Here is a 25,071-nt window from a genome sequence, read left to right as displayed (position 1 = left end):
GGACGCGCGGCGTGTCAAACCGGCAAACCGCGCGCCTCGAGATACGCCAATGCGCCGCGTCCGGCCACGAGCCCGCTGGCAAAGCAGGCCGTGAGCAGATAGCCGCCGGTCGGCGCTTCCCAGTCGAGCATTTCGCCCGCGCAGAACGCGCCGGGCAAACGCTCGATCATCAGATGCTCATCGAGCGCTTCGAAAGGCACGCCGCCAGCGGTGCTGATCGCCTCCGCAATAGGCCGGGCCCGCGTGAGTCGCACCGGTAGCGCCTTGATCGCGTGCGCGAGACCATTCGCATCGGCGAAAGCTTCCTTCGACAGCATCTCGTGTAACAAAGCCAGTTTGACGCCGCTAATGCCGATTCTGCCGTGCAGGTGAGTCGACATCGAGCGCGAGCCGCGCGGTCGCGTGACTTCGGCCACCACACGCTCCAAAGTCAAGCCTGGTGCCAGGTCCAGTGCGATCGTGACGTCTCCGTCAACCAGAATTCGCTCCCGGATAGCGGCCGACAACGCGTAAATCAGGCTCCCTTCGAGGCCTGTTTCGGTCAGAAGTATTTCACCTTGTCGATTGTGGACTTTATTGTCTACATCGGTGAGCGTGATGGCCACCGATTTCACCGGCTGGCCGGCGAAACGCTCGCGCAGATAGGGGCTCCAGTCTGCGTCGAAGCCGCAGTTCGCGGGCTGCAACGGCGTCACCGGCACCTCGCGTGCGCTCAGCAGCGGTACCCAGGCGGCGTCGGATCCGAGTTGTGGCCAGCTTGCGCCGCCGAGGGCGAACACCACGGCATCGTACGTCACGATTTGCTCGCCGCCAGGCGTTTCGAAGCGCAGCGCGTGGGCAGCGGCGTGACCCGCATCGCTATCGCGATTCCAGCCGATCCACTTGTGGCGCATGTGAAACTGCACGCCGGCTTCCCGCAACCGATGCAACCACGCTCGCAGCATCGGCGCCGCTTTCATATCGGTCGGAAAAACGCGCCCCGAACTGCCGACGAAGGTTTCGACGCCAAGCCCCTGCAACCAGACCCGCAGGGCGTCGGGACCGAACATCTCGAGTAGCGGCGCGATCTGTTCGCGGCGGGCCCCGTAGCGGCCAAGAAACGGTTCGAGCGGTTCCGAATGGGTGATGTTCATGCCGCCTTTGCCCGCCATCAGGAACTTACGGCCAACCGACGGCATCGCGTCATGAACGTCGACCTGTATGCCGTGCTGGGCAAGCGCCTCAGCGGCCATCAAGCCGGCGGGACCGCCGCCGATCACGGCGACACGGGGGGAATCGAAGGAGGATGACATGCGGTCCTGCGGATGGGCGGAGGGGCGGCGCGCGCCTGAACTGATGACCGGGCGACGAAGGGCGCTATTTTCACATCACGGGCGGCTCAGGGCAAACCGTCGGCGCATGCCGGATTAGCAGGCCGAAAAACGCTGGGTTCGGGCGCCTTCGCACGCGCCCCGTTTGCACGCGCTTCTTTGCAATCTCAGCCCGCAAACTATACTTTTCAAACACCTTCCACCGGACGCAGTTCGCGTCTTCGCCGCCATAAACCAATCTGCCGTTTTAAGTCCGCCCGACGTTTTTGAAAGCTGTCGCGTCGCGGCTGGCGACCGTGACCGGCGCGCCTGTTGTTTGTCTGGATGTTTGTGTCAACGTTGGATGAAGGAGATTGCCATGACTCGCCAATACATCGACTGTCGCGAGTTCCCGAGCGAGACACATTGCACCGTTGCCCTATCCGCCGACAGCGAGAGCGAATTGCTCGACGCGGCCGTGCAGCACGCAGTGACGGTTCACAAGCATACGGACTCGCCGGAACTGCGCTCGCAGCTCAAGACGCTGTTTCACGAGGGTACGCCGCCGATCGAGGCGCCGCGCGCGTGATTCGTCGTCCTTTCTACAGGTCCGGCACCTGAGCAGGATATCTAACCTGCGCTTGATCGCTGAGGAACTGGCGAATAAGCGCGAGCGGCAGCGTGCCGCGGGCGCAGGTCGCGGCGTTGCCTGCGCGTCCTAGCCGGGGTAAGCCTCATCCACCTTCAGGCCGGCAAGCTTGAAAATGACGCGCAGCGTTTGCGGTTTGATGTCGCGACGCGAAGCGAGCGTCGTCATCACGAAGTCGAGCACTTTCGCGTACTTGAGCATCGTCAGGCAGGTTTCCATATCGACGCTGCCATCTCGCATGACTTCGGCGAGCCGCAGCATTTCGCTGGAAATATCGCGTGCCATCTCCAGTTCGAGCTGCTGCTTTTCCGACCACGCCGGCGCGGCGGTGAGCTTCGCCAGCATTTCCTGAAATTTCTGTTCGACGTTGCCGTTGGGTACGATATCCATTTGCTGCCTCTTCTATTTTCCAGCGCGTGCCGGTTTGCGATCGCGGCGCGCTGCGGGTTACGTAACGTTCGGTCCGTGTTCCGGGACCGTCCTCCCCACATGCATTCGGTTCGCGTGATTGATGCCACGGCCGGTAGCCTGTTGTTATGCGTGACACGGCTTGCGCCATCGGGTGAGCCGGCCCGCAAGACGCGCTCAAAGCCACGTCGGAACCGTCCTGCGTACTGCTCTTTTCGAGCAGGAAGTGTTCCAGGTTGCGGCATTTCTTACTGGGTCGACACGGCTCCTCAGGTGAGCGGGCTGCGCTTTGGGTAAACTGGCAGCAACTTTTCCTTTTTTCCGTCATCTGTCGCACGTTCGCGTTGCAATCGATGGCGGTCTCCGGTCGCCACGATGTCCAGCAAAACCCACGAAATCCGTCCGAACCAGTCCATCGAGCTGTTAAAGGAGCTTCATATCCTGACGCGCGACGGCAAGATGAACCAGGACAGCCGCCGCAAGCTCAAGCAGGTCTATCACCTGTTCCAGTTCATCGAGCCCCTGCTGAAAGAGCTCAAGGACCAGCAGGGCGCGGTGACGCTCGTCGACCACGGCGCGGGCAAGTCATACCTAGGTTTTATCCTGTATGACCTTTTCTTCAAGGAGTTTCACGACGCCGCTGGTGGGGCGTCGCACATTTACGGCATTGAAACGCGCGAGGATCTCGTGACGAAATCCGAGGAGCTGGCCGGCAGGCTGGGTTTCAAGGGAATGTCGTTCCTGAATCTGTCGGTGGCGGAATCGATTACGTCGGCGAGTTTGCCGGCGCAGATCGATATCGTGACGGCATTGCATGCGTGCAATACCGCGACTGACGACGCACTCCGGTTTGCGCTGGAAAAACGGGCGAAGTACATCGTGGTCGTGCCGTGTTGCCAGGCCGAAGTAGCCGGGGTTTTACGGCAAAACAAGGGTAAATCGCTCGGCAATGCGTTGACTGAGATCTGGCGGCATCCGCTGCATACCCGGGAATTCGGCAGTCAGATTACTAACGTACTGCGCTGCTTGCAGCTGGAAGCACATGGCTATCAGGTGAGTGTGACCGAGCTGGTCGGGTGGGAACACTCGATGAAAAACGAACTGATTATTGCCCAGTTCAAGGATCTGCCGAGACGGCGGCCGGCCGAGAGGCTAAATGAAGTGATGGCCACCCTCGGGATCGAGGAGCTGAAAGAAAGGTTCTTTGTCCCCGCCTGATCTGACCTGCGGTGATGGTTTTGTTGCCACCACCGCGCGACCTACATTTTCATTAAATCATTCCAGCCGTTAAGGCCGATGCGCCGAAGGGTCTCCTGATTCCGCTCGTAAATATCTTCCGCGTCGGGAAAAGCCTGAACCGCCCGTTCAATACTTTCCTCGCGAAGTAAATGCAGAATTGGGTAGGGCGCCCGATTCGTATAATTCTCGATATCGTCCGGCTCGCTGCCTTCAAACTGATAATGAGGATGAAAACTGGCGATCTGGATAATGCCTTCCAGTCGAAGCTGCTTGATAAGCCGATCGGCAAAAAACAGGCAATCGTTATAGTCGAGAAAATTGCCGAGCGCCTGCGGTAAAACCAGAAGCGTGGTATCCACCGTTTCAGGATTCTCCGCGACGAGTGTCTGAATCTCGGTTTCGAGATCGGTTAAAACGCCTTCCATGTCCACGGCGTCGCTAACGGCATAGCGAATCTGCCCTTTCACATGCACAGCCTTGGCAAAAGGACATAAGTTGAGCCCGATCACGGCCTCTGTCAGCCAATGACGAGTGGCGGCGATAACGGCGTCGTGAGAGTCGGCAGGCAACGGCATGGCAAGCAGCGAAAGGGGAAACTGCCATTCTAATGGCGCCGACCGGCGCAGCGGCACCGATCCGTGCTCTGCCGCAACCGGCCGGCGAAAACCTCAAGCCGCTTGCGTCCCGTTGCACGCCGCAGCAATCAACTGCGCCGCGACTTTCGGCGCAGCAAGGACCGGCCCGCGGCCTGGGCCATAGGTCTGGCTGGCCGCGTATACGCCTTCGATCATCAAACCCAGCGCATTCGCCAACGCAGCTGGATCATTCGCGCCTGCAGCGGTCGTCAATTCCAGAAGCCGCGCCATCAGCCGCTCCTTGTTTTGAAACACGAATTGCCGCGCCGGGTGCGCCGCGTCGGGAAATTCCACGGCGACATTCACGAAAGGACAGCCGCGGTAGTCGTCGATCGAAGCACGCACTGCCAGGTCGTCGAAATATTGCTGAAGCTGTTTCGCCGGCTGGCCCGGATGCTTCGCGAAACTATTCTCCACGTAGCCGAAGAACTGTTCGTCCTTGCGCTCCAGATACGCCATCACCAAGTCGTCCTTCGACGAAAACTGACGGTACAAGCTCATCTTGTTCACGCCCGCGCGCTCCACCACCGCGTCGACGCCGACCGCCCGCACACCCTCGCGATAAAACAGTTCCTCCGCGGCGCGGAGCAGATGCTGCTGCGCTTGCGGGCCGGCTGTCTGCGCGCCGCGCGCGCGCCGTGCACCGGTGGGCTTGAGGGTTTCACTGTCGGACATGGAATGCCACCTGAATTGAATTGACGCCTTGACATGTTACCGAGCAGTAACTAATATCGCAACACCCATTGTGACAGATCTGTCACAAGTCCTTTACCGAAGTCGTAAAAATGCGAGCGGCGCGGCCTGCGGCAAGGCGCCGACTGGAGAACCGATGAACTGGGCAGCGAGACTGATTGGCGGGCGATTCCATTATGGCTGGTTGACCGTCGCTGTGGTGTTTCTGGTGCTGCTGGCCGCGGCCGGCACGCGTGCCACGCCGAGCGTGATGATGGTGCCGCTGGAGCATCAATTCGGCTGGAGCCGCGCGACGATTTCGCTCGCGATCTCCGTGAACATTGCGCTCTACGGCCTGATGGGGCCATTCGCGGCTGCGGCGATGCAGCGCTTTGGCGTGCGTCCTACCTTGCTGATCGCGCTCGGTACGATGGCGGCGGGCGTGGCGTTGTCGTCGCTGATGACGCATCCGTGGCAGATGGTTCTGATCTGGGGCGTGATGGTTGGAGGCTCGACCGGGGTGGCGGCGCTGTCGTTGTCAGCGACCGTCGTGACGCGCTGGTTCACCACGCATCGTGGCCTCGTGATGGGGATTCTCACCGCCAGCTCGGCGACCGGCCAATTGGTGTTCCTGCCGATGCTTGCGGCCATCGCCGAACATTACGGTTGGCGCCAGGTGGTGTGGGTCGTCGCAGGCGCGGCGGCGATCGTGTTGCCGCTCGTCGCGTTCCTGTTGCCGGAGCGGCCTGCGGATATGAAGCTGCGCCCGTTTGGCGAGCCCGCGGACGCCCCGATCTCTGCCACCGTAACGAAGCAGAATCCGCTGGCGATCGCCTTCGGCACGCTCGCGATGGCGAGCAAGACGCGTGATTTCTGGCTGCTGTTCTTCAGCTTCTTTATTTGTGGGGCGAGCACCAATGGTTACGTCGGCACGCACCTGATCGCCATGTGCGGCGACTACGGCATGACCGAAGTGCAGGGCGCTTCCTTGCTCGCCGCAATGGGCATCTTCGATCTGTTCGGCACGACGTTGTCGGGCTGGCTGTCGGACCGCTTCAACAGCCGCGTGCTGCTGTTCTGGTACTACGGGCTGCGCGGATTGTCGTTGATGTATCTGCCGCACGCTTTCGGCATCGATTTCTTTGGGCTGCCGTTGTTCGCGGTCTTCTACGGTCTCGACTGGATCGCCACCGTGCCGCCCACCGTGCGTCTCGCCACCGACGTCTACGGCAAGGAAGCCGCGCCCGTCGTGTTCGGCTGGGTGGTCGCGGGCCACCAGCTCGGCGCGGCTTTCGCGGCGCTCGGCGCGGGCATGCTGCGCGCGAGCCTCGGCACGTACACGGTGGCGTCGATGATTTCTGGCGGGCTGTGCCTGGTTGCCGCCGTGATCGTGCTGCGGATCAACCGCCCGGCCAAGGTGCTGGAGCCACAAGCGGCGTGAAGCTGCGCCCCGGCGGGCGGTGAACACGGTGAACCAGCGCAAACGGCCTCATTCGGGGCCGTTTGCCATTGCAGCCGACGCGAAAACTAACTCGCACTTGTCGGAGCGCTAGCGACTCAGCCCGGTTATGCTATGAGACCCCGGGCAGCCGCCCGTCGATCATGAATTTCGACCGAGAGAAGCGCATGACCAACAAACCCGCCCCCACCGCAGTTGCCATTCACGAGCTGATTGCAGGTCGCTGGAGCCCGCGCGCGTATTCGAGCGAGCCGGTGAGCCGCGAGAATCTGCATGCGGTGCTCGAAGCGGCACGCTGGGCGCCGTCTTCGTATAACGCGCAACCGTGGCGTTTTCTCGTGTTCGACCGCAGCGTCGATGAAGTCTCTTTCAAGCAGGCCTTCGCCACGCTGGTGCCGTTCAATCAGGGCTGGAATGCGCCGGCGCCGGTGCTGATCGCGGTTACCACGCATACGCTCACCAACAAGGGCGAAGTGAACCGTTGCGCGCCCTACGATGCGGGTGCCGCGGCAATGGCGCTGGTGCTGCAGGCGCATGCGCTCGGTCTTGCCGCACATCAGATGAGCGGCTTCGATCCGAACGCATTCCGTACCACGTTCAAGCTGCCGAACGACGTCGATGTGATCGCCATGATTGCGCTCGGTCACTACGGCGACGTCGACAAGCTCGACCCGGTGTTGCGCGAGCGCGAAAAGTCGGTGCGTCAGCGTCTGCCGCTGGCCGACATCGCTTACGGCGGTGGCTGGAAGAAGGTGTTCTGAGGGCCTTTCAGCCTTTGGTGAGGGACGCGCGGCGCTGACCGCGCGTCTTTTTATGCCGCATGGCGCTTGACGTTCGAGGCGCGGGACCTTTTCCCGCCGCTTTTACCGCTTCAATGCGCGTGATTCATTCCGCGCCGTCCGCGACGCTCGAAAGCGGCGCGGCGACATTCTCGAGCGATTTGCGCTCCGCATCCACGCCCCAGATCGCGGCGATCACAGCCGCGGCGATCATCAGCCCCGAACCGACCAGATAGCCGAAAAACACTTCGCTGCGCTGATGCGTATCGATCAGCCGGCCAAAAAACGCCGGACCGACGATGCCGCCCAGCGCCGTGCCGAACGCGTAGAACACCGCAATCGCCAACGCGCGGATTTCCAGCGGAAACGATTCGCTGACCGTCAGATAGGCCGAACTCGCTGCCGCCGACGCGAAAAAGAACACCACCATCCACGCCAGTGTCTGCGTCACCACGGTAAGCATCTGCTGCTCGAACAGATAGCCGCTCAGCGTCAGCAGGATGCCGGACAGCGCATAAGTCGCTGCGATCATCTTGCGTCGCCCGATTACATCGAAGAGCCGGCCGAGCAGCAGCGGTCCGAGGAAATTGCCGAGCGCGAACGGCAGCAGATACCAGCCGATGTGGTCGCCCGGCACGTGATAGAAATCGGTCAGCACCAGCGCGTAGGTGAAAAAGATCGCGTTGTAGAAGAACGCCTGGGCGGTCATCAACGACAGGCCGACCAGCGCGCGCCGTCGGTGCACGTTGAACAGCGTGTGAAACACTTCGCGCAGCGGCGTGTGTCCGCGTGCGCGGAGTCTTAGCCGCATGAGGTCGTCGTCCGCAAGTGTGTGGCCTTCATCGCGAAAGCGCGTTTCGATGCCCTCGACGATCGAGCGCGCGTCGCGTTCATCGCCATGCGTGAGCAGCCAGCGAGGACTTTCGGGCACCCAGATGCGCATTGGCAGAATCGCCAGCGCCAGCACCGCGCCAATGAAGAAACAGGCGCGCCAGCCCCAGTCGCTCGGCAGCAGATTCGGATCGAGCAAGATCAGCGAGCCCGCCGCGCCGAGTCCCGCGCCGACCCAGAAGGTGCCGTTGATGCCGAGATCGGTCCAGCCGCGCACCCGCGCGGGCGTGAACTCCTGAATGGTCGAGTTGATCGCCGTATATTCGCCGCCGATGCCTGCGCCGGTGAGAAAGCGAAACAGCAGGAAACTGGCGAGATTCCACGATAAAGCGGTGGCCGCAGTGGCGGCCAGATACAACGCGAGCGTAATGAAGAACAGCTTGCGACGGCCGAGCCGGTCGGTCAGCCAGCCGAAGCCGAGCGCGCCGAGCACGGCGCCGGCGATGTAAGCGCTGCCGGCGAGGCCCACGTCGGCGTTGGTAAAGCGCAACGATGGACTAGACTTCAACGCACTGGCTACCGCGCCCGCCAGCGTCACTTCAAGACCGTCGAGCAGCCACGTTATGCCCAGCGCGACGACGATCTGCGAATGAAAGCGCCCCCACGGCAAGCGATCGAGCCGCGAGGGCAGGTTGGTTTCAATGATGGCGGCGTTTTTCTCGTGGACGGCGGCAGTAGGCGGCGCGCTCATTGCTGTAAGTCTCCTGATTGCCGAAAATTGGCGGCGTATTCTGTCGAATTCAGCAATTTTTGTTCCGTCGAGCGGGCTTGGACATGATTGCGGGCGTCCCGGCAAGCGTCAGTTGATGCTGATTGGGCTTTCGTGTTACAAAGCCGCTCCCCTTTCTGTCCGCGCCTGCCGTGAGCGGCGATTCCTGCCATGAACTATTGCGCGATTGACTTCGGTACTTCCAATTCGGCCGTGGCCGTCCCTGACGGCGCTGCGCTTAGGCTTGCGCCCGTCGAGGGCGTCAATACGACGCTGCCGACCGCCGTCTTTTTCAACACCGACGAGAACACCCGCGAGTTCGGGCGCGCGGCGTTGGCGGCGTATATCGACGGTTTCGACGGTCGTCTGATGCGCTCCATGAAAAGTATTCTCGGCTCGCCGCTTGCCGAGAATTCGACCGATCTCGGCGACGGTTCGGCGATCAAGTACACGGAGGTCATCGCGATTTTCGTCGACCACCTGAAGCGTTCGGCCGAGAAGAGCGCCGGCGGCCCGATCAGCCGGGCCGTGCTGGGTCGCCCGGTGTTCTTCGTCGACGACGATCCGCGTGCGGACCAGATGGCGCAGCGGCAACTCGAGGCCGCGGCGCGTTCAGTCGGTTTGCGGGAGATTCAATTCCAGTATGAGCCGATCGCGGCCGCGTTCGACTACGAATCGCATCTGACCGAAGAGGGGTTGGTGCTGGTGGCTGACATCGGCGGCGGTACGTCAGACTTTTCGCTGGTGCGAGTCGGGCCGGAGCGGGCGAAGCGTATTGAACGTAAAGACGATGTGCTGGCTCACCACGGCGTGCACGTCGCGGGCACCGATTTCGACCGTCGCGTGGAACTGGCGACGATCCTGCGCGAACTCGGCTACCAGACGCTCGACCCCGAAGGCCGTGAGATTCCGAACCGCATCTATTTCGATCTGGCCACCTGGCACCTGATCAACACGGTCTATGCGCCGAAGCGTGTCAGCGAACTCGCGCTCATGCGACATCTGTTCATGCAGATCAGACATCACGACCGCCTGACGCGCGTCGTGGAGCGCCGCTTGGGGCATGCGCTGGCGGCCCATGCGGAAGAGGCGAAGATCGGCGTGGCGGCGGGCGGAGAGACGGTGATCGACCTCGATGAAGTGGAAGACGATCTGCGCCTCGCATTCGACGAAGCGCAGCTCATCAAGGCTGGACAGGACGAGACCCTGCGCATCGTGCAGGCGGCGCGCGATACGGTGCAGGCGGCCGGCGTGGCTCCACGCGACGTCGACGCGATTTACTTCACGGGGGGCTCGACTGGCTTGGCGTTTCTATCGGGCGCATTGGCCGCGGCATTTCCGCATGCCAAAGCGGTATTCGGCGACCGTCTTGCCAGTGTCGCGACAGGTCTCGGTATTCACGCGCGGCGCGTGTTCGGATAAACAAACCGATCAAGTCGCATACTGCGAAGATAATCACCAATTGCAGTTGCAACGGATATAAAAAAACCCCGCCGAGGCGGGGTTTTTTTGCGTCCAGAAGGAAGCGTGCTTGCTTACGCCGGCTTGATGTTAGCAGCTTGCTTGCCCTTCGGGCCCGTCTTCACTTCAAACGTAACCTTTTGGTTTTCTTGCAGCGTCTTGAAGCCTTCCGTGCGGATTTCCGAGAAATGCGCGAACAGATCTTCGCCACCGCCGTCCGGCGTGATGAAGCCAAAGCCCTTTGCGTCATTGAACCACTTGACGGTACCGGTTTCCATATTACTTGTTCCTAAAGATGGTAAATAAGGCCGAAGCCCAATGGGTGCGCATGAAAATCAAGGAAGGGGGTAATGGGACCAACCGGAGTACCGTTGATGGGCGAACTACGAAAGACCAATTCACTCGCCGCTTGAAATCCTGCCCGAACGTTATACGGCGATTTCGATCGAAGGTCAACACTCTCATCCCATCTTTACAAAAATTCGCTGGAGGACGTAAATTTTTCTTACAAACCTTGCTATTTGGATGAAAAATTTGCTAGGGAGAACCCTTGGTTTCTCTGCAGGGCGCAGGTGCAACCGTTAAACTACGCGCCGCGCGTCGGTTGCACCTGCCTTGAATGGACCGTCGCGCTGCATGCTCGTCACCCGCCTCCGCGCCACAAGCGACGTCAAGGGGGCCGAACTGGATCTGCTGCAATTTGCTTGGGACCGGAAAGTGCTGACGCACGAACTCCGGCAGACATACGGTGTATGGGACCAGAGTAATCGCTACAGCGCTAACTCTGGTCGACACAGGAGAAGATGTGAAAAGTTCTATACAACGGAACATCGGACCGGTCGCGCTATTGCTGACCGGCTTGGGTTCGATCATCGGATCGGGCTGGCTGTTCGGGGCGTGGAAGGCTGCAAAAATCGCCGGACCCGCTGCAATTTGTGCATGGATCATCGGCGCGGTCGTGATTCTCGCGATTGCACTGACCTACGCGGAACTCGGCGCGATGTTCCCCGAGTCGGGCGGCATGGTGCGTTACGCTCGCTATTCGCATGGCGCGCTGGTGGGGTTCATCAGTGCATGGGCCAACTGGATTGCTATTGTCTCGGTGATTCCTATCGAGGCTGAAGCATCCATTCAATATATGAGTACCTGGCCGTATTCATGGGCGCATGCGTTATTCGTGGATGGCTCATTAACGACCAATGGGTTATTGCTGTCCGCCGCATTGGTGATCATTTACTTCCTGTTGAACTACTGGGGCGTGAAACTCTTCGCGCGCGCCAATTCGGCGATTACGGTTTTCAAGTTCCTGATTCCCGGTGCGACCATACTCGGCTTGATGCTGACGGGTTTCCACAAGGAAAACTTCGGCGAAGTGAGCACCTTCGCGCCGTATGGCTGGTCGGCTGTGCTGACGGCCGTGGCAACCAGTGGCATCGTGTTCGCCTTCAACGGTTTTCAAAGTCCGATCAACCTCGCCGGCGAAGCGCGCAATCCGGCCAAGAGCGTGCCGTTCGCGGTGATCGGCTCGATCCTGCTGGCGCTCGTGATCTACGTGCTGCTGCAGATCGCGTATATCGGCGCGGTGAGCCCTGGCGACGTGATGAAGGGCTGGAGCCACTTCAACTTTGCTTCGCCGTTCGCCGAACTGGCGATCGCGCTGAATCTCAACTGGCTGGCGATCCTGCTGTACGTCGACGCGTTCGTAAGCCCGAGCGGCACCGGCACGACTTACATGGCGACCACCACCCGCATGATTTACGCAATGGAGCGCAACAACACGATGCCGAAGATGTTCGGCAACGTGCACCCGTTCTACGGCGTACCGCGTCAGGCGATGTGGTTCAACCTGTTCGTGTCGTTCATTTTCCTGTTCTTCTTCCGCGGCTGGAGCTCGTTGGCAGCGGTGATCTCGGTCGCGACCGTGATCTCGTACCTGACTGGCCCGGTCAGCCTGATGGCGCTGCGCCGGGCGGCGACGGATCTGGAGCGTCCGCTGCACATTCCGGGCATGAAAATCATCGCACCGTTCGCTTTCGTGTGCGCATCGCTGATTCTGTACTGGGCAAAGTGGCCGCTGACCGGCGAAATTATTCTGCTGATGGTCGTCGCGCTGCCGGTGTACTTCTACTTCCAGGCAAAGTCGGGTTTCAGCGGCTGGGGGCGTGACCTGAAGGCTGCCTGGTGGCTTGTGGCCTATCTGCCGGTGATGGCGATCCTGTCGCTGATCGGCAGCAAGGAATTCGGCGGCCATGGCATCCTCCCGTATGGCTGGGACATGCTGGTGGTGATCGCGTTCTCGCTGGTGTTCTACTACTGGGGCGTGCACAGCGGCTACCGTTCGGACTACCTCGAAGAGCGTCAGACGCACGACGAAGTGCTCGAAGGCATGGGCGCACATTAAGTTGCCGCGCTAAATGTTCTGCCGGATTTTCGTGATCCGGCGCAGTACGAAAAAGCCCGCCTGACTTGCTCAGGCGGGCTTTTTTATTTGCAGGCTTCAATATTGCCGCGGTTGCCTGGAATCAGGCAGTGCCGAAAACGTAATTCGTCATCGCGAGCGAGCGCTGATAAGTCCCGAGCGACTGAATCGCCAGCGAATAATCGTCGTCCGCCGCGCCCAGCGCGGCGAATACCGGCAATAGGTGCTCGTCGGTCGGATGCATCAGTACCGCGTGCGGCGCCTGACGGCGGTAGTCGAGCAGCGCGTCGATGTCATGCACGGCGAGCCTGGCCTCGAACCAGTCGGTGAATTCGGCCACGCGCGGATCGGCGTCTTCCGGGCGCGCGGAGAAGTCCGCGGCGCGCAGGTTGTGGGTGATCTGCCCCGAGCCGATCACCATCACGCCGTCGTCTTTCAGCGAGCGCAACGCGCGACCCACGCGGAAATGGTGGGCGGCGTCCATGTGCGGCTGGATCGACAACTGTGCGACCGGCACGTCGGCTGCCGGGAACATCAGCAGCATCGGTACCCATGCGCCGTGGTCGAGCCCATGCGGCTGCGCGGCGGCGAGCATGCCGTGTTCGCCGAGTAGTGCCGCGGCACGGCGCGCCACCTCGGGCGCGCCCGGCGCCGGATATTGAATCTCATACAACTGACGCGGGAAGCCGTAGAAATCGTGGATGGTTTCCGGCGCCGTGGATGTGCTCGCCACAGGCTGCGCCGTGCCCCAATGGGCCGACAGCATCAGAACGGCTTCAGGACGCGGTAGTTGCGCCGACAACGTGCCGAATTCGGCGGACGGCAGGAGCGGGTCGATCGGCAGCGTAGGCGCGCCGTGGGAAAGGAACAGCGACGGTAAGCGATTCATGGCAGCAACGCCGCCGCGGGAACGCGGCGCGAAAGTGGGGTTGCTATCAATATAAGTCCGTACCAATGTTTGATAAACAAGTGAAAACGGAATTGATTATGTCGCAGGGATTGTTAATGGTAATAACATGATTTTCGGACTCAGCGCGTCTCGCTCGCCAGGTCGCGGCAACGTAGCGCCTGCCTTCGCGCCAAGCGCGGCGGCGGCATGGCTGCGCCGCGAATTATTCCTGCGCGCCGCGCAATCCTTGCCACGCCGGCGACATGGCCGGTCCAAGTGCGAACAGATCCAGCACGCGCGCCGTCGTGTGATCGACCATCTCGTCGATCGAGGCGGGCTGGTTATAGAAGGCGGGCAGAGGCGGAAAGATCACGCCGCCCATTTCGGTGACGGCCGTCATGTTACGCAGATGCGCGAGATTGAACGGCGTTTCGCGCACCAGCAGCACGAGCCGGCGGCGCTCCTTGAGCGTGACATCGGCGGCGCGGGTAATCAGGTTGTCGGAAAAACCGTGCGCGACGCTGGCAAGCGTCTTCATCGAGCAGGGCGCGACGACCATGCCGTCGGTGGCAAACGAACCGGACGCGATGCTCGCGCCGACGTCGCGCACCGAATGGACGACATCCGCGAGCGGATGCACGTTTTCTTTGCTCAACTGGAGTTCATGCTGGATATTGAGCCAGCCGGCGCTCGAAATCAGCAGATGACTTTCGACTCCGCCCAGCCTGCGCAACGTCTCGAGCAACCGGATGCCGTAGATGGCGCCGGTTGCGCCGGTGATCGCGACGATCAGCCGGCGGGGTGCCGCAGCGCGTGTTTCCATGGCTCGCGGCACCTTATCGGAGGACAGCAGAGGGTCGGACAGCGGCCACTACAACGGCCACTTAAGCCGCGGCAAACAGCTGCTGCAGTTCGCCCGATTCGTACATTTCCATCATGATGTCCGAGCCGCCGACGAATTCGCCCTTCACGTAGAGCTGCGGAATGGTCGGCCAGTTCGAGAATTGCTTGATGCCCTGGCGGACTTCGTCGTCTTCGAGCACGTTGACGGTTTTGATTTCACCGACGCCACACGCCTTCAGGATCTGGATGGCGCGGCCGGAAAAGCCGCACATCGGGAACTGAGCGGTGCCCTTCATGAAGAGGACAACGTTGTTGTCGTCGACGATTTGCTTGATGCGTTGTTGCGTATCCATGACTGACCTTGCGGTTCCGTGATGTGTAGGGAATAGGCTGAAATGATAGCGGATTTCGGTACGGCCGGCCGAGGGCCGCTTCGTCCCCAGGCGATCGAGGCCATCCATCGAGCTTAGCCAGGCAACTGTCCGCCGCTGATTCGCTCGATGCCGGCGAGATCCCGCTCCGAGCGCACGTCCGTAAAAGCTTGCGTCGCCAGCAAGCTGCGTACGGCTTCTGCCTGATCGTACCCGTGTTCGATCCACAATACGCCGTTGGCAGCCAACCGTGTGGGCGCTCCCGCGACGATCTTACGGATTGCGCTGAGTCCGTCGGCTTCGTCGGTGAGCGCGTCGCGCGGTTCGAAGCGCAGATCGCCCTCCGCCAGATGCGGATCGCCGCTCGCGATATACGGCGGGTTGCTGACGATCACGTCGAAGCGCAAGGCGGTGTCGAGCGAGCCGTACCAGTCACTTTGCTGCAGTACCAAGGCGCCGCCGGGGCGTTTGGCGTCGAGCAGGCGCGCCGCATTGCGCGTGGCAACCGCCAGCGCCTGGGCCGAACGATCCAGTGCCCAAACCTGCGCATCAGGCCGCATCGACGCAATCGCCACCGCAATCGCACCGGTACCGGTGCCGAGATCGAGCACGCGCGGCCGCGACACGTTTTCCATCGCTGCCAGCGCCGTTTCGACCAGCAATTCGGTTTCGGGACGGGGGATCAGTACGTCTGGCGTCACTTCGAAATCAAGCCCAAAAAACTCGCGCGCGCCCACTAGTTGCGCGACTGGCTCGCCGGCGACACGCCGCGTTTCCAGGGTCCAGTATTGTTCAACCGCTTTGCCGTCGAGCGCTTCATCGCTGCGCGTAATCAACTGCGTGTGCCGCCACCCAAGCACGTGCGTGAGAAGAATCCGCGCTTCGAGCGACGGCAGCGGCGAGGCGCGCAACAACGCGGCGGGCGTGACCGGATCCATCGGCGCTTAGTCTGCGTCGCCGAGCGATGCCAGCAACTCGGCCTGATGCTCGCTGACCAAGGCCGCGATCAGTTCATCGAGATCGCCGTCCATGATTGCGTCGAGGCGATAGAGCGTCAGATTGATCCGGTGATCCGTCAGACGGCCTTGCGGGAAGTTATAGGTGCGGATCCGTTCCGAGCGGTCGCCAGAGCCGATCAGGCTTTTACGCGTAGCGGCTTCCTTCGCCTGCTGCTCATGGGACTGCTTGTCCTTGATGCGCGCGGCCAACACCTTCAACGCCCGATCCTTGTTCTTGTGCTGCGAGCGGTCGTCCTGACATTCGACGACGATCCCCGTCGGCAAGTGCGTGACACGCACGGCCGAGTCGGTTTTGTTGATGTGCTGCCCGCCCGCGCCGGACGCGCGGAACGTGTCGATCCGCAGATCGGCCGGATTGATCTCGACTTCGCCGATTTCGTCCGCTTCCGGCATGACCGCGACCGTGCAGGCCGATGTGTGGATGCGGCCCTGTGTTTCGGTCGCCGGCACGCGCTGCACGCGATGGCCGCCCGACTCGAACTTGAGCTTGGAATAGGCCGCTTCGCCGGCAATCCGCACGATCACTTCCTTGTAGCCGCCCAGGTCCGATTCACTCGCCGACATCATCTCGACCTGCCAGCGATTGCGTTCGGCAAAGCGCAAGTACATGCGCAGCAAATCGCCCGCGAATAGCGCCGATTCATCGCCGCCCGTCCCGGCGCGGATTTCGAGGAAGATGTTGCGGTCGTCGTTCGGGTCTTTGGGCAGCAGCATTTTTTGCAATTCGCCGCCGAGCTTTTCCATCCGCTCGCGTGCCGCGCGAATTTCTTCTTCCGCGAAGTCGCGCATCGACGCGTCCGCCAGCAGTTCCTGCGCGGTCGCCGCGTCGTTCATTGCGTGGCGCCACAGTGCGTAATGCTCGACGACCGGCCCGAGCTCGGCGTGCTCACGCGTGAGCTTGCGGTATTGGTCGAGATTCGAGGTGATGTCCTCGCGGCTCAACAGGTCGTTCAGTTCGGCCAGCCGGATAGTGAGCTGGTCGAGCTTGCGTTGCATGCTCGTTTTCATCGGACGGGTATCGGAGCGGACTCCGGCAAGGACGACATAGGGGAGTGGGCGGATGCCCTGGTCGGAAGCACGTCGCGGGCCACAGGGTGGCGCGGACGGTGCGGCAGTGGCTGCGCCGCTAACGCTCCGTGGAACCGGAGTGTTTGTAGAAGCCGCTCATCAACTCGATGAGCGTGTCACGGTTCTCGCTGCTCGCGCGATTGAGCGCGTGCGTGGGGCCGTGGATCAGTTTGTTGGTGAGCGATTGCGACAGCGCTTCGAGCACCGCTGCCGGGTTGTCACCGCGGGCGAGCATTTTCTGCGCGCGTTCGACTTCGGCGCGACGCAGCACGTCGGCCTGCGTATGCATGTGGCGGATCACCGGCACGATGCTGCGCGCGTCGAGCCATTGCATGAAGTTCTGCACGCGCGTTTCGATGATCGCTTCGGCCTGAGCAACCGCAGCCTGGCGCGACGCATTGCCTTCGCGCACGATCGCGCCGAGATCGTCGACGGTGTACAGGAAGACGTCTTCGAGCTTGCCGACTTCGGGTTCGATATCGCGCGGCACCGCCAGATCGACCATGAAAATCGGCCGGTGACGGCGCGCCTTCACGGCCCGCTCGACCGCGCCCAAGCCGATGATCGGCAGAGTGGAGGCGGTGCACGACACAATGATGTCGAACTCATGCATGCGCGCAGGCAGTTCCGACAGCGGAATGGCCCGGCCGTTGAAGCGTTCGGCGAGGCGCGTGCCGCGCTCGGCGGTGCGATTCGCAACGACGAGTTCGCGTGGCTGCTGCGCCGCGAAGTGCGTGGCGCACAACTCGATCATTTCGCCTGCGCCGATGAACAGTACGCGCTGATTCGAAACCTTGTCGAAAATCCGCTGCGCGAGCCGTACGGCGGCTGCCGCCATGGAAACCGATTGCGCGCCGATTTCGGTCGTGGTGCGCACTTCCTTCGCGACGGCGAACGTGCGCTGGAACAACTGGTTCAGATAGGTGCCGAGCGCCCCGGCTTCAGAAGCCGTGCGTACCGCATCCTTCATTTGTCCGACGATTTGCGTCTCGCCCAGCACCATCGAATCGAGCCCCGAAGCGACGCGGAACGCGTGGCGTACGGCTTCCGACTGCGGCAGTGCGTACACATGGGGCGCGAGTTCGTCGATCGGGAGATTGTGGTACTTCGAGAACCACTGGATCGCAGCTTCACGCGCGGCCTGATCGTCGGTCGCGCAATAAAGCTCGGTGCGGTTACAGGTGGACAGAATGGCTGCTTCCGGCGCCGTGCGGGCGGTGCGGCCCAGCCAGATGCTCTTGAAGGTGTCCAACGCAGGCTTGATCTGTTCGAGCGGAAACGCCACGCGTTCGCGCAAGGCGACAGGCGCAGTGTGGTGATTGATTCCGATCGTGAGAAGCTGCATATGGGGGGAAACTATGGTTTAGCCTAATATTATAGCGTTTTCACCATTCTTACCTGGTAGACGCCTCATCCCGCGTCCACAACGGCTTCCGGGGGGATCGCGTCGAGTTGATATCCATAGCCGTAAAGCGGGGTCAGGCAATAACCGAATTCCGGGCGCAGCTGCAATTTGGTCCGCACGCGCGACGCATGAGTGTCCACGGTACGCGACCTTACGTCGCGGCGGCGTGTCCAGACGGTTTCGAGAATATGCGCGCGCGATATCGGTCGCGACAGATTGGTAAAGAGTAGCAGCGCAAAGCGGTATTCCTTCGGCGTCAGCGAGACAGTGTGATTGCGGAACGTGACGGCGAATTGCGCTGCGTCGAACGCATAGCCGCCGATCAGATCGCGCCGCCGGTTGGGCGGCCGCCGCAAACCCGCGCGCCGCAGCAATGCATCGACTCGGGCCAGCATTTCCGGCCCGCGGACTGGTTTGGTCAGGCAGTCGTCGGCACCGGCGTGCAACGCGGCAACGATCTGGCTCTCGCGCGGTTCTGACAGCAGCACGATCACCGGCAGGCTTGGCAGGATGGAGCGGGCGCGGGGGATCACGTCTTCGGCGGAATGGTCGCCGGCCCAGCTTTCGATGATAAGAAGATCGAAGAATTCGTCGGTTGCGCGCTGGAGGAACGGTGTGCTCGCGGTGAAGTGCTGGCACACATGGCCGCCGGCAAAAATCAGCTGGCCGACCAAGGCGGCGTGTCGAAGGTCCGGCTCGATGAGGGCGATTCGCATGGGGCGTTTTCAGCTTGGCATGACCACGGGCCAGGCTTCTCCGTAAGGCTTACAGCTTGCCTAACATCACCCCGACCCCTAAACTCAACCGCTATGCGGAAAGCGCCGTGCTGAACGTTTATAGTTAGTGAGACAAAAATGCTAGCTGTCCTGGCCCTTTGCGCCCATGAGACGAATCTGAAACTGCGCCAAAGTCGCCGCCGCGAGCGTTGCTGCTAATGGGGTGGCCCGGAATTCTGGTACTGGGCGCGGTGATCGGCGTCGCGGGCTGGTGGCTGCATCCGCTGCGCCGCTCGAGCCGCTCGAATCGCGCCCACTGGTGGATAGCGCTGCTGGCCGGCGTGCTCGGCGCGAGTGTCGCGCGCATGGCTGGCAACGTGGTTGGTCTCTTTCATGACGGTGGTACGCTCGAATGGCCGGTATGTACCGCCATCGCGCTGGTTGCCGTTGCCGTGACGGTCGGCTTGCTTTCCCGTCGATGAATATTTGCAGGTGACTCCGATGAATGCCCGACTCCCCGAAACCTCCTCTATCCCCGAACGGCTCGCGACATTGCGCAACGCGATGGCGCGCGAAGGCGTAGCCGCCTATCTGGTGCCATCCGCGGATCCCCATCTTTCCGAATATCTGCCCGCGCGCTGGCAAGGCCGGCAGTGGTTGTCGGGTTTCACCGGCTCGGCCGGCACGCTGGTCGTGACCGCCGATTTCGCCGGCGTATGGACCGACAGCCGCTATTGGGAACAAGCCAACGCGCAACTGGCCGCCACCGGCGTTCAGTTGATGAAAATGACGGGCGGACAGCAGACCGCGCCGCATTTCGAATGGCTCGCGCAGAACGTCGCGAGCGGCGGCACGGTGGGTGTGGACGGTGCCGTGCTCGGGGTGTCGGCGGCGCGTGCGTTGAGCCAGGCGCTCACCGCACGTGACGTGAAGCTGCGCACCGACGTCGATCTGTTCGACGCGATCTGGCCGCAGCGCCCGTCGCTGCCCGCGGCCGCCGTGTTTGAGCACGCCGCGCCGCATGCGAGCGTCGCCCGGTCCGAAAAGCTCGCGCAGATTCGCCGCGCAATGGCGGAGAAGGGCGCGCAGTGGCACTTCATTTCCACGCTCGACGACCTCGCATGGCTTTTGAATCTGCGCGGCGCCGATGTCAGCTACAACCCGGTGTTCGTGGCGCACGCGCTGATCGGTCTGGACAGCGCGTCGCTCTTCGTCGGCGACGGCAAGGTGCCACAAGCGTTGGCCGATGCGCTCGCGCGCGACGGCATCCGCGTCGAACACTATGCGAAGGCTGCCGGTGCGCTGGCCGCGCTGCCCGCCGGCAGCACGCTGCTGATCGACCCGCGCCGCATTACGTATGGCTCGCTGCAATCGGTGCCGTCCACGGTGAAAGTCGTCGAGGCGGTCAACCCGTCCACGTTCTTCAAATCGCGTAAGACCGAGGCGGAAGCGGAGCACGTGCGCGAGACGATGGAACAGGACGGCGCGGCACTCGCCGAATTCTTCGCGTGGTTCGAAGGCGCGTTGGGCCGCGAAACGATCACCGAACTGACGATCGACGAGCGCCTGACGGCAGCCCGCGCGCGCCGTCCCGGGTTCGTGTCGCTGAGCTTTGCGACGATCGCGGGCTTCAACGCGAACGGCGCGATGCCGCACTACCGCGCGACGGATGAAGCGCATTCAGTGATCGAGGGCAATGGCCTGCTGCTGATCGATTCGGGCGCACAGTATCTGAGCGGCACGACCGACATCACCCGCGTCGTGCCGATCGGCACCATCAGCGAGGCGCAGCGGCGCGATTTCACGATCGTGCTGAAAGGCACCATGGCGCTGTCGCGCGCAAAATTCCCGCGCGGCATCCGTTCGCCCATGCTGGACGCGATTGCACGCGCGCCGATCTGGGAAGCGGGTGCCGATTATGGTCACGGCACTGGTCACGGGGTGGGCTATTTCCTGAACGTGCACGAAGGCCCGCAGGTGATTTCGCACTACGCGCCGGCCGACCCCTGGACGGCTATGGAAGAAGGCATGATCACCTCGGTCGAGCCGGGCCTTTACCGGCCAGGCAAGTGGGGCGTGCGGATCGAAAACCTCGTGCTGAATGTGCCTGCGGAAAAGACCGAGTTCGGCGATTTCCTCAAGTTCGAGACGCTGACCCTGTGCCCGATCGACACGCGCTGCCTCGACCTGTCGCTGTTGCGTGACGACGAGCGTGCATGGCTCAATGCCTATCACGAGACGGTGCGCACGCGCCTGACGCCGCATGTCTCGGGCGAGGCCAAGGCGTGGCTCGAGTTGCGTACACAACCTATCTGATCTCGTCGCATGAGAGTTGACTGACGGAGCGTGCATGGCCATCAAGGCAGTGGTGTTCGATTTTGGCGGCGTGCTGATCGACTGGAGCCCCGAGTATCTGTACCGTCAGTTGATTCCTGACGAAACCGAGCGCCGCTGGTTTCTGACTCACGTCTGTTCGATGGACTGGGTGATCCGTCAGGATGGCGGCCAGCCGATCGTCGAGGCAACAGACGAACTGATCGCGAAGTTTCCCGATCACGCACCACTGATCCGCGCGTTTTACGAACGCTGGCACGAGATGGTGGCCGGCGTGCTGGAAGAGGGCGTCGCGATCATGGAAAAACTCGAGGCGGCCCACGTGCCGCTGTTCGGGCTGACGAACTGGTCGGCGCAGACGTTTCCCTATGCGTGGGAACACTTCCCCGTGCTGCGGCGATTCCGCGACATCGTCGTGTCGGGCAGGGTGAGGCTGGTGAAACCGGATCCGGCGATTTTCGCGGAAATGCGTCAGCGGATCGAGGCGCAACTGCCGGGCATCGAGCCGGACCAACTCGTCTTCATCGACGACAATCTGAAAAACGCGCAGGCCGCAACCGCACTTGGCTGGCACGGGGTACACCACACGAGTGCGGCGCGAACCGAAGCCAGACTGCGCGAGCTGGGCTTGCCGGTTTAGATGCGCGATGCCGGTTAATCTTGGTTAATGCCGGCTTACTGCCCGAGCAGATTCTTCAACGCGTTACCCAGACCTTTCACGGTTTCCCCGGCGCCCTTCGCCACGCCTTCGACGCTCACGCCCGTCGCTTTCGCAAAACCGGCTCCGAGGCGCGTCATCAGACTTTCCTGCACCGAAAACTTCGGGTCGCGCAAATTTCCATCCAGCGTGAAATGCAGCGTGATATCGCCGTTGTGCGACTTGAGCGCGGCGACGGCAGCCTTGGTCGGGATCGACATGAAGGTGTCGAGCGGATTGCCGCTGTCGGCGAGTTGCAGATTGTGGATCGTCACCGTGCCGGGCGCGTGCAACTGATAGTTAAGCACGGTCGATTCGACTGTCAGGTCGACCGTGCCGCCTGCCACTTGCGCCTTCGCGCCCGTTTTTTTCAGCAGGTAAGGATCGAGCATCACCACATCGATGCCGCGCAGTTGGCTGGTGGTCTGCGAATCCTTGTTGGCGATCTTGATCCACCCGCCGAACGAAACCGTGCCCGTATGCGCCGGGCCTTTGATCGAGCCGGTGAGGTTGAGTGTGGTCGGCTCGCTGAGGGCGGGCAGTTGCAGGTGATCGACCGTCGCGTTCGCGTCGCTGACCGTCACCTTAAATGCCGGCGGACCGACCGTCATATCGTAGAAATGGAAGTTGCCTTGCTCGAAGCTAATGTGGTCGATCAGCTTTTCGCGGGGAGCAGTTGGTGCGACGCCACTGGCTTCTTCATCGGACTTGTTCACGGATTCCCGCAGATTCGGCATCAAGCGGATCGCGCCGTCCTTGCTCCGCAACACCGCGATATCGAAGCCGCGCACCACCACGCTGCGAATATGCATGCGGCGCGCGATCAGATCGCGAAGGTCAGGCGTGATGGTAATTTCGTCGGCCCGCAAAGGGTCGCCAGCGGGCCAGCCGGGCGGCGCCTTGAGCAGAACGTTGGTGAGATGGACTGACGTGAGGCCGACCCGGATGCTTTCGGCACTGCCTAATGGGCCGAGCGCCGCAATTACGCGTTGCTTGACTTCGCGCTGCGCGAACTGGAGCGCACCGACCGCGACGACAATCAGCACCACCAACACGCCGCCTACGGCAATGGCCCAGCGCTTGCCCTTCGACATCGCCATGCTTGCCTCCTCGTCGCCGCGCCGTGCGCGGTGTGGGTGTGATTGGCCGGTGCGCGCGCCGGTGGGACGCGGATTTATTTGTCTCGGCGGAGTTGCCGCGTCTCGTCGGAACAACGCGTTCGCGCCAAGGCACGCAAAACGTGTGCCCCGCGCAACTCGTATCGCCGGATCCCGCGGCGGCCTGACTGCACCGACCGCCGCCGGGCTCGCGATTTATCGCGCGATCGGCTTGTAACGCAGGCGCTTCGGACGTGCAGCTTCTTCACCGAGACGCGCGCGCTTGTCCGCTTCGTATTCCTGGTAGTTACCGTCGAAGAAGGTGATTTGCGAATCGCCTTCGAACGCGAGGATGTGCGTCGCGATGCGGTCGAGGAACCAGCGATCGTGCGAGATGACCATCACGGAGCCGGCAAATTCGAGCAACGCGTCTTCGAGCGCGCGCAGCGTTTCGACGTCCAGGTCGTTCGACGGTTCGTCCAGCAGCAGCACGTTGCCGCCCGCAATCAAGGTCTTGGCCAGATGCAGCCGGCCGCGCTCACCGCCCGAGAGATTGCCGACGGTCTTCTGCTGATCGCCACCCTTGAAGTTGAAGCGGCCGATGTACGCACGCGACGGCGTTTCGTACTTGCCGACTGTCAGCACGTCCGCGCCGCCGGAGATTTCCTCGAACACGGTCTTCGAGGCGTCGAGCGCGTCGCGGCTTTGGTCCACGTAAGCGAGCTTGACGGTCGGGCCTTGCACGATCTCGCCCGAATCCGGCTGTTCGCGGCCGGTGAGCATGCGGAACAGCGTCGACTTACCGGCGCCGTTCGGCCCGATGATGCCGACGATCGCGCCCGCCGGAATCTTGAAGCTGACGTCGTCGAGCAGCAAACGGTCGCCATACGACTTGCTGACGTTCTTGAACTCGATCACTTCATTACCCAGGCGGTCGCCGACCGGGATAAAGATTTCCGAGGTCTCGTTGCGCTTCTGGTAGTCCTGGCTGTTCAGTTCCTCGAAGCGCGCGATACGCGCCTTCGACTTTGCCTGACGGCCCTTGGGGTTTTGACGCACCCACTCCAGCTCCTTCTTGATCGCCTTCTGCCGCGCCGATTCCGACGACTCTTCCTGCTTCAGGCGCTCTTCCTTCTGGTCGAGCCAGCTGCTGTAGTTGCCCTTCCACGGAATGCCGTGGCCGCGGTCGAGTTCGAGAATCCATTCGGCGGCGTTATCGAGGAAGTAGCGATCGTGGGTCACCGCGACGACGGTGCCCGGGAAGCGCGTGAGGAACTGTTCGAGCCAGTCGACGGATTCCGCGTCCAGGTGGTTGGTCGGTTCGTCGAGCAGCAGCATGTCCGGCTTTTCGAGCAGCAGCTTGCAGAGCGCCACGCGACGCTTTTCGCCGCCCGACAGGTGTTCGATCTTCGCGTCCCACGCCGGCAGGCGCAGCGCGTCGGCGGCGATTTCGATTTGCTGTTCCGCACTGCCGTCGGTGGTGGCGAGAATGGCTTCGTACTTCGCCTGCTCGGCGGCGAGCGCGTCGAAGTCGGCGTCCGGCTCAGCGTAGGCGGCGTAGATTTCGTCGAGCTTCTTTTGCGCGCCGAAGACGTCGCCGAGACCTTCCTCGACCGCTTCGCGCACCGTCTTGTTCGGATCGAGCTGCGGTTCCTGCGGCAGATAGCCGATGTTCAGATTCGGCATCGGCGTGGCTTCGCCTTCAATGTCCTTGTCCACACCGGCCATGATGCGGATCAGCGTCGACTTGCCCGAGCCGTTCAGGCCGAGCAGGCCGATCTTCGCGCCGGGGAAGAACGACAGCGAGATGTCTTTCAGGATTTGACGCTTGGGCGGCACGATCTTGCCGACCCGGTTCATGGTGAAGACGTATTGGGCCATTTGCTTGCAATAGACGTTGACGACGCCGGCCGCGTGGGGGCGGGCGGTCGTGGGTGGATGGGTAATCGGTGTTATGGCCGGGCAGTGCGCCCGACGCCGGCCGGCGCGACGCCGAGCGGGGCGTGGAACTTCGCGACGCCC

At 62.1% G+C, this 25,071-nt stretch carries 24 protein-coding genes; 9 read left to right on the top strand and 15 right to left on the bottom strand.

What is annotated here, in order from left to right; genetic code table 11:
• Positions 1–14: 14 nt before the first annotated feature.
• Entirely contained in the window at positions 15–1,292 is a 1,278-nt protein-coding gene (locus PQR53_RS26840; protein ID WP_408460840.1) for a TIGR03862 family flavoprotein, read from the bottom strand.
• A gap of 376 nt (positions 1,293–1,668) precedes the next feature.
• Here PQR53_RS26840 and PQR53_RS26835 point away from each other — a divergent pair, with 376 nt between their 5' ends.
• A complete protein-coding gene (locus tag PQR53_RS26835; protein WP_179734683.1) occupies positions 1,669–1,878 on the top strand; it encodes a DUF1059 domain-containing protein in 210 nt (69 codons plus the stop codon).
• Between the two features lie 129 nt (positions 1,879–2,007).
• Here the strand turns inward: PQR53_RS26835 and PQR53_RS26830 are convergent, their stop codons facing one another.
• Positions 2,008–2,328 (bottom strand): type II toxin-antitoxin system HicA family toxin, encoded by a 321-nt coding sequence (locus tag PQR53_RS26830; RefSeq protein WP_408460837.1) that lies wholly within the window; start codon positions 2,326–2,328, stop codon positions 2,008–2,010.
• 393 nt (positions 2,329–2,721) lie between these two features.
• On the opposite strand from PQR53_RS26830, the gene PQR53_RS26825 reads away from it, so the two are divergent.
• Positions 2,722–3,564, top strand: coding sequence for a class I SAM-dependent methyltransferase (locus PQR53_RS26825; protein WP_408460834.1), 843 nt, complete (start codon positions 2,722–2,724; stop codon positions 3,562–3,564).
• A gap of 41 nt (positions 3,565–3,605) precedes the next feature.
• On the opposite strand, the gene PQR53_RS26820 is transcribed toward PQR53_RS26825, so the two are convergent.
• Both PQR53_RS26820 and PQR53_RS26815 read right to left on the bottom strand, forming a co-directional pair.
• Entirely contained in the window at positions 3,606–4,160 is a 555-nt protein-coding gene (locus PQR53_RS26820; protein WP_408461010.1) for a DUF1415 domain-containing protein, read from the bottom strand.
• 93 nt (positions 4,161–4,253) lie between these two features.
• Entirely contained in the window at positions 4,254–4,895 is a 642-nt protein-coding gene (locus tag PQR53_RS26815; RefSeq protein WP_408460831.1) for a TetR/AcrR family transcriptional regulator, read from the bottom strand.
• Positions 4,896–5,049: 154 nt separating this feature from the next.
• On the opposite strand from PQR53_RS26815, the gene PQR53_RS26810 reads away from it, so the two are divergent.
• Positions 5,050–6,333, top strand: a complete 1,284-nt coding sequence (locus tag PQR53_RS26810; RefSeq protein ID WP_408460828.1) for an MFS transporter — start codon at positions 5,050–5,052, stop codon at positions 6,331–6,333.
• Positions 6,334–6,518: 185 nt separating this feature from the next.
• Positions 6,519–7,112, top strand: a complete 594-nt coding sequence (locus PQR53_RS26805) for a nitroreductase family protein (protein WP_179734673.1) — start codon at positions 6,519–6,521, stop codon at positions 7,110–7,112.
• A gap of 124 nt (positions 7,113–7,236) precedes the next feature.
• Here the strand turns inward: PQR53_RS26805 and PQR53_RS26800 are convergent, their stop codons facing one another.
• Positions 7,237–8,712 (bottom strand): MFS transporter, encoded by a 1,476-nt coding sequence (locus PQR53_RS26800; RefSeq protein WP_408460825.1) that lies wholly within the window; start codon positions 8,710–8,712, stop codon positions 7,237–7,239.
• Between the two features lie 189 nt (positions 8,713–8,901).
• Between PQR53_RS26800 and PQR53_RS26795 the strand changes: the two genes are divergently transcribed.
• Positions 8,902–10,152: an Hsp70 family protein gene (locus PQR53_RS26795; RefSeq protein ID WP_408460822.1), complete on the top strand. Its 1,251-nt coding sequence runs from the start codon at positions 8,902–8,904 to the stop codon at positions 10,150–10,152.
• A gap of 113 nt (positions 10,153–10,265) precedes the next feature.
• Here PQR53_RS26795 and PQR53_RS26790 read toward each other — a convergent pair whose 3' ends face one another.
• Positions 10,266–10,469 (bottom strand): cold-shock protein, encoded by a 204-nt coding sequence (locus PQR53_RS26790; RefSeq protein ID WP_060858913.1) that lies wholly within the window; start codon positions 10,467–10,469, stop codon positions 10,266–10,268.
• Positions 10,470–10,996: 527 nt separating this feature from the next.
• On the opposite strand from PQR53_RS26790, the gene PQR53_RS26785 reads away from it, so the two are divergent.
• Entirely contained in the window at positions 10,997–12,592 is a 1,596-nt protein-coding gene (locus tag PQR53_RS26785) for an APC family permease (protein WP_408460820.1), read from the top strand.
• Between the two features lie 121 nt (positions 12,593–12,713).
• Here the strand turns inward: PQR53_RS26785 and PQR53_RS26780 are convergent, their stop codons facing one another.
• The 7 genes from PQR53_RS26780 to PQR53_RS26750 all read right to left on the bottom strand — a co-directional run bounded on the left by PQR53_RS26780 (position 12,714) and on the right by PQR53_RS26750 (position 18,921).
• Complete coding sequence (locus PQR53_RS26780; protein WP_408460817.1) at positions 12,714–13,499, bottom strand: DODA-type extradiol aromatic ring-opening family dioxygenase; 786 nt, start codon at positions 13,497–13,499, stop codon at positions 12,714–12,716.
• Between the two features lie 223 nt (positions 13,500–13,722).
• A complete protein-coding gene (locus tag PQR53_RS26775; protein ID WP_408460814.1) occupies positions 13,723–14,322 on the bottom strand; it encodes a UbiX family flavin prenyltransferase in 600 nt (199 codons plus the stop codon).
• A 61-nt stretch (positions 14,323–14,383) separates the two neighbouring features.
• Positions 14,384–14,695: a Grx4 family monothiol glutaredoxin gene (gene grxD, locus PQR53_RS26770; protein WP_179734661.1), complete on the bottom strand. Its 312-nt coding sequence runs from the start codon at positions 14,693–14,695 to the stop codon at positions 14,384–14,386.
• 113 nt (positions 14,696–14,808) lie between these two features.
• Positions 14,809–15,651 carry a peptide chain release factor N(5)-glutamine methyltransferase gene (prmC, locus tag PQR53_RS26765; RefSeq protein ID WP_408460811.1) on the bottom strand — a complete coding sequence of 281 codons (843 nt, stop codon included), beginning with the start codon at positions 15,649–15,651 and terminating at the stop codon, positions 14,809–14,811.
• Between the two features lie 6 nt (positions 15,652–15,657).
• On the bottom strand, positions 15,658–16,740 hold the full coding sequence (gene prfA, locus PQR53_RS26760; RefSeq protein ID WP_408460808.1) for a peptide chain release factor 1: 1,083 nt from the start codon (positions 16,738–16,740) through the stop codon (positions 15,658–15,660).
• A gap of 118 nt (positions 16,741–16,858) precedes the next feature.
• Positions 16,859–18,145: a glutamyl-tRNA reductase gene (gene hemA, locus PQR53_RS26755; protein WP_408460806.1), complete on the bottom strand. Its 1,287-nt coding sequence runs from the start codon at positions 18,143–18,145 to the stop codon at positions 16,859–16,861.
• Positions 18,146–18,210: 65 nt separating this feature from the next.
• On the bottom strand, positions 18,211–18,921 hold the full coding sequence (locus PQR53_RS26750) for a response regulator transcription factor (protein WP_408460803.1): 711 nt from the start codon (positions 18,919–18,921) through the stop codon (positions 18,211–18,213).
• Positions 18,922–19,139: 218 nt separating this feature from the next.
• On the opposite strand from PQR53_RS26750, the gene PQR53_RS26745 reads away from it, so the two are divergent.
• From PQR53_RS26745 to PQR53_RS26735, 3 genes are read left to right on the top strand one after another with little or no spacing between them, the layout of a single operon-like run.
• On the top strand, positions 19,140–19,403 hold the full coding sequence (locus PQR53_RS26745) for a hypothetical protein (RefSeq protein WP_408460800.1): 264 nt from the start codon (positions 19,140–19,142) through the stop codon (positions 19,401–19,403).
• Positions 19,404–19,422: 19 nt separating this feature from the next.
• Positions 19,423–21,237, top strand: a complete 1,815-nt coding sequence (locus tag PQR53_RS26740) for an aminopeptidase P family protein (RefSeq protein WP_408460797.1) — start codon at positions 19,423–19,425, stop codon at positions 21,235–21,237.
• 34 nt (positions 21,238–21,271) lie between these two features.
• Complete coding sequence (locus PQR53_RS26735; protein ID WP_408460794.1) at positions 21,272–21,895, top strand: HAD family hydrolase; 624 nt, start codon at positions 21,272–21,274, stop codon at positions 21,893–21,895.
• Between the two features lie 35 nt (positions 21,896–21,930).
• Here PQR53_RS26735 and PQR53_RS26730 read toward each other — a convergent pair whose 3' ends face one another.
• The gene (locus PQR53_RS26730) at positions 21,931–23,052 is read right to left on the bottom strand and encodes a DUF748 domain-containing protein (protein WP_408460791.1); all 1,122 of its coding nucleotides are present in this window, start codon (positions 23,050–23,052) and stop codon (positions 21,931–21,933) included.
• A 213-nt stretch (positions 23,053–23,265) separates the two neighbouring features.
• On the bottom strand, positions 23,266–24,930 hold the full coding sequence (gene ettA, locus PQR53_RS26725) for an energy-dependent translational throttle protein EttA (RefSeq protein WP_408460788.1): 1,665 nt from the start codon (positions 24,928–24,930) through the stop codon (positions 23,266–23,268).
• Between the last annotated feature and the right edge of the window lie 141 nt (positions 24,931–25,071).

It is taken from the genome of Paraburkholderia fungorum (assembly GCF_046027605.1).
Classification (GTDB): domain Bacteria; phylum Pseudomonadota; class Gammaproteobacteria; order Burkholderiales; family Burkholderiaceae; genus Paraburkholderia; species Paraburkholderia fungorum_F.
Note: the sequence above shows the minus strand (reverse complement) of the source record. Positions and strands in the feature narration are given on the sequence as shown.

What these genes read in the sequence shown, in the direction of transcription:
- PQR53_RS26780 (WP_408460817.1), bottom strand. Translation starts at nt 13,499, where the DNA reads ATGAATCGCTTACCGTCGCTGTTCCTTTCCCACGGCGCGCCTACGCTG.
- prfA (WP_408460808.1), bottom strand. Translation starts at nt 16,740, where the DNA reads ATGAAAACGAGCATGCAACGCAAGCTCGACCAGCTCACTATCCGGCTG.
- PQR53_RS26835 (WP_179734683.1), top strand. Translation starts at nt 1,669, where the DNA reads ATGACTCGCCAATACATCGACTGTCGCGAGTTCCCGAGCGAGACACAT.
- prmC (WP_408460811.1), bottom strand. Translation starts at nt 15,651, where the DNA reads ATGGATCCGGTCACGCCCGCCGCGTTGTTGCGCGCCTCGCCGCTGCCG.
- PQR53_RS26790 (WP_060858913.1), bottom strand. Translation starts at nt 10,469, where the DNA reads ATGGAAACCGGTACCGTCAAGTGGTTCAATGACGCAAAGGGCTTTGGC.
- grxD (WP_179734661.1), bottom strand. Translation starts at nt 14,695, where the DNA reads ATGGATACGCAACAACGCATCAAGCAAATCGTCGACGACAACAACGTT.
- PQR53_RS26730 (WP_408460791.1), bottom strand. Translation starts at nt 23,052, where the DNA reads ATGGCGATGTCGAAGGGCAAGCGCTGGGCCATTGCCGTAGGCGGCGTG.
- hemA (WP_408460806.1), bottom strand. Translation starts at nt 18,145, where the DNA reads ATGCAGCTTCTCACGATCGGAATCAATCACCACACTGCGCCTGTCGCC.
- ettA (WP_408460788.1), bottom strand. Translation starts at nt 24,930, where the DNA reads ATGGCCCAATACGTCTTCACCATGAACCGGGTCGGCAAGATCGTGCCG.
- PQR53_RS26740 (WP_408460797.1), top strand. Translation starts at nt 19,423, where the DNA reads ATGAATGCCCGACTCCCCGAAACCTCCTCTATCCCCGAACGGCTCGCG.
- PQR53_RS26745 (WP_408460800.1), top strand. Translation starts at nt 19,140, where the DNA reads ATGGGGTGGCCCGGAATTCTGGTACTGGGCGCGGTGATCGGCGTCGCG.
- PQR53_RS26775 (WP_408460814.1), bottom strand. Translation starts at nt 14,322, where the DNA reads ATGGAAACACGCGCTGCGGCACCCCGCCGGCTGATCGTCGCGATCACC.
- PQR53_RS26800 (WP_408460825.1), bottom strand. Translation starts at nt 8,712, where the DNA reads ATGAGCGCGCCGCCTACTGCCGCCGTCCACGAGAAAAACGCCGCCATC.
- PQR53_RS26750 (WP_408460803.1), bottom strand. Translation starts at nt 18,921, where the DNA reads ATGCGAATCGCCCTCATCGAGCCGGACCTTCGACACGCCGCCTTGGTC.
- PQR53_RS26820 (WP_408461010.1), bottom strand. Translation starts at nt 4,160, where the DNA reads ATGCCGTTGCCTGCCGACTCTCACGACGCCGTTATCGCCGCCACTCGT.
- PQR53_RS26795 (WP_408460822.1), top strand. Translation starts at nt 8,902, where the DNA reads ATGAACTATTGCGCGATTGACTTCGGTACTTCCAATTCGGCCGTGGCC.
- PQR53_RS26735 (WP_408460794.1), top strand. Translation starts at nt 21,272, where the DNA reads ATGGCCATCAAGGCAGTGGTGTTCGATTTTGGCGGCGTGCTGATCGAC.
- PQR53_RS26825 (WP_408460834.1), top strand. Translation starts at nt 2,722, where the DNA reads ATGTCCAGCAAAACCCACGAAATCCGTCCGAACCAGTCCATCGAGCTG.
- PQR53_RS26810 (WP_408460828.1), top strand. Translation starts at nt 5,050, where the DNA reads ATGAACTGGGCAGCGAGACTGATTGGCGGGCGATTCCATTATGGCTGG.
- PQR53_RS26830 (WP_408460837.1), bottom strand. Translation starts at nt 2,328, where the DNA reads ATGGATATCGTACCCAACGGCAACGTCGAACAGAAATTTCAGGAAATG.
- PQR53_RS26840 (WP_408460840.1), bottom strand. Translation starts at nt 1,292, where the DNA reads ATGTCATCCTCCTTCGATTCCCCCCGTGTCGCCGTGATCGGCGGCGGT.
- PQR53_RS26805 (WP_179734673.1), top strand. Translation starts at nt 6,519, where the DNA reads ATGACCAACAAACCCGCCCCCACCGCAGTTGCCATTCACGAGCTGATT.
- PQR53_RS26815 (WP_408460831.1), bottom strand. Translation starts at nt 4,895, where the DNA reads ATGTCCGACAGTGAAACCCTCAAGCCCACCGGTGCACGGCGCGCGCGC.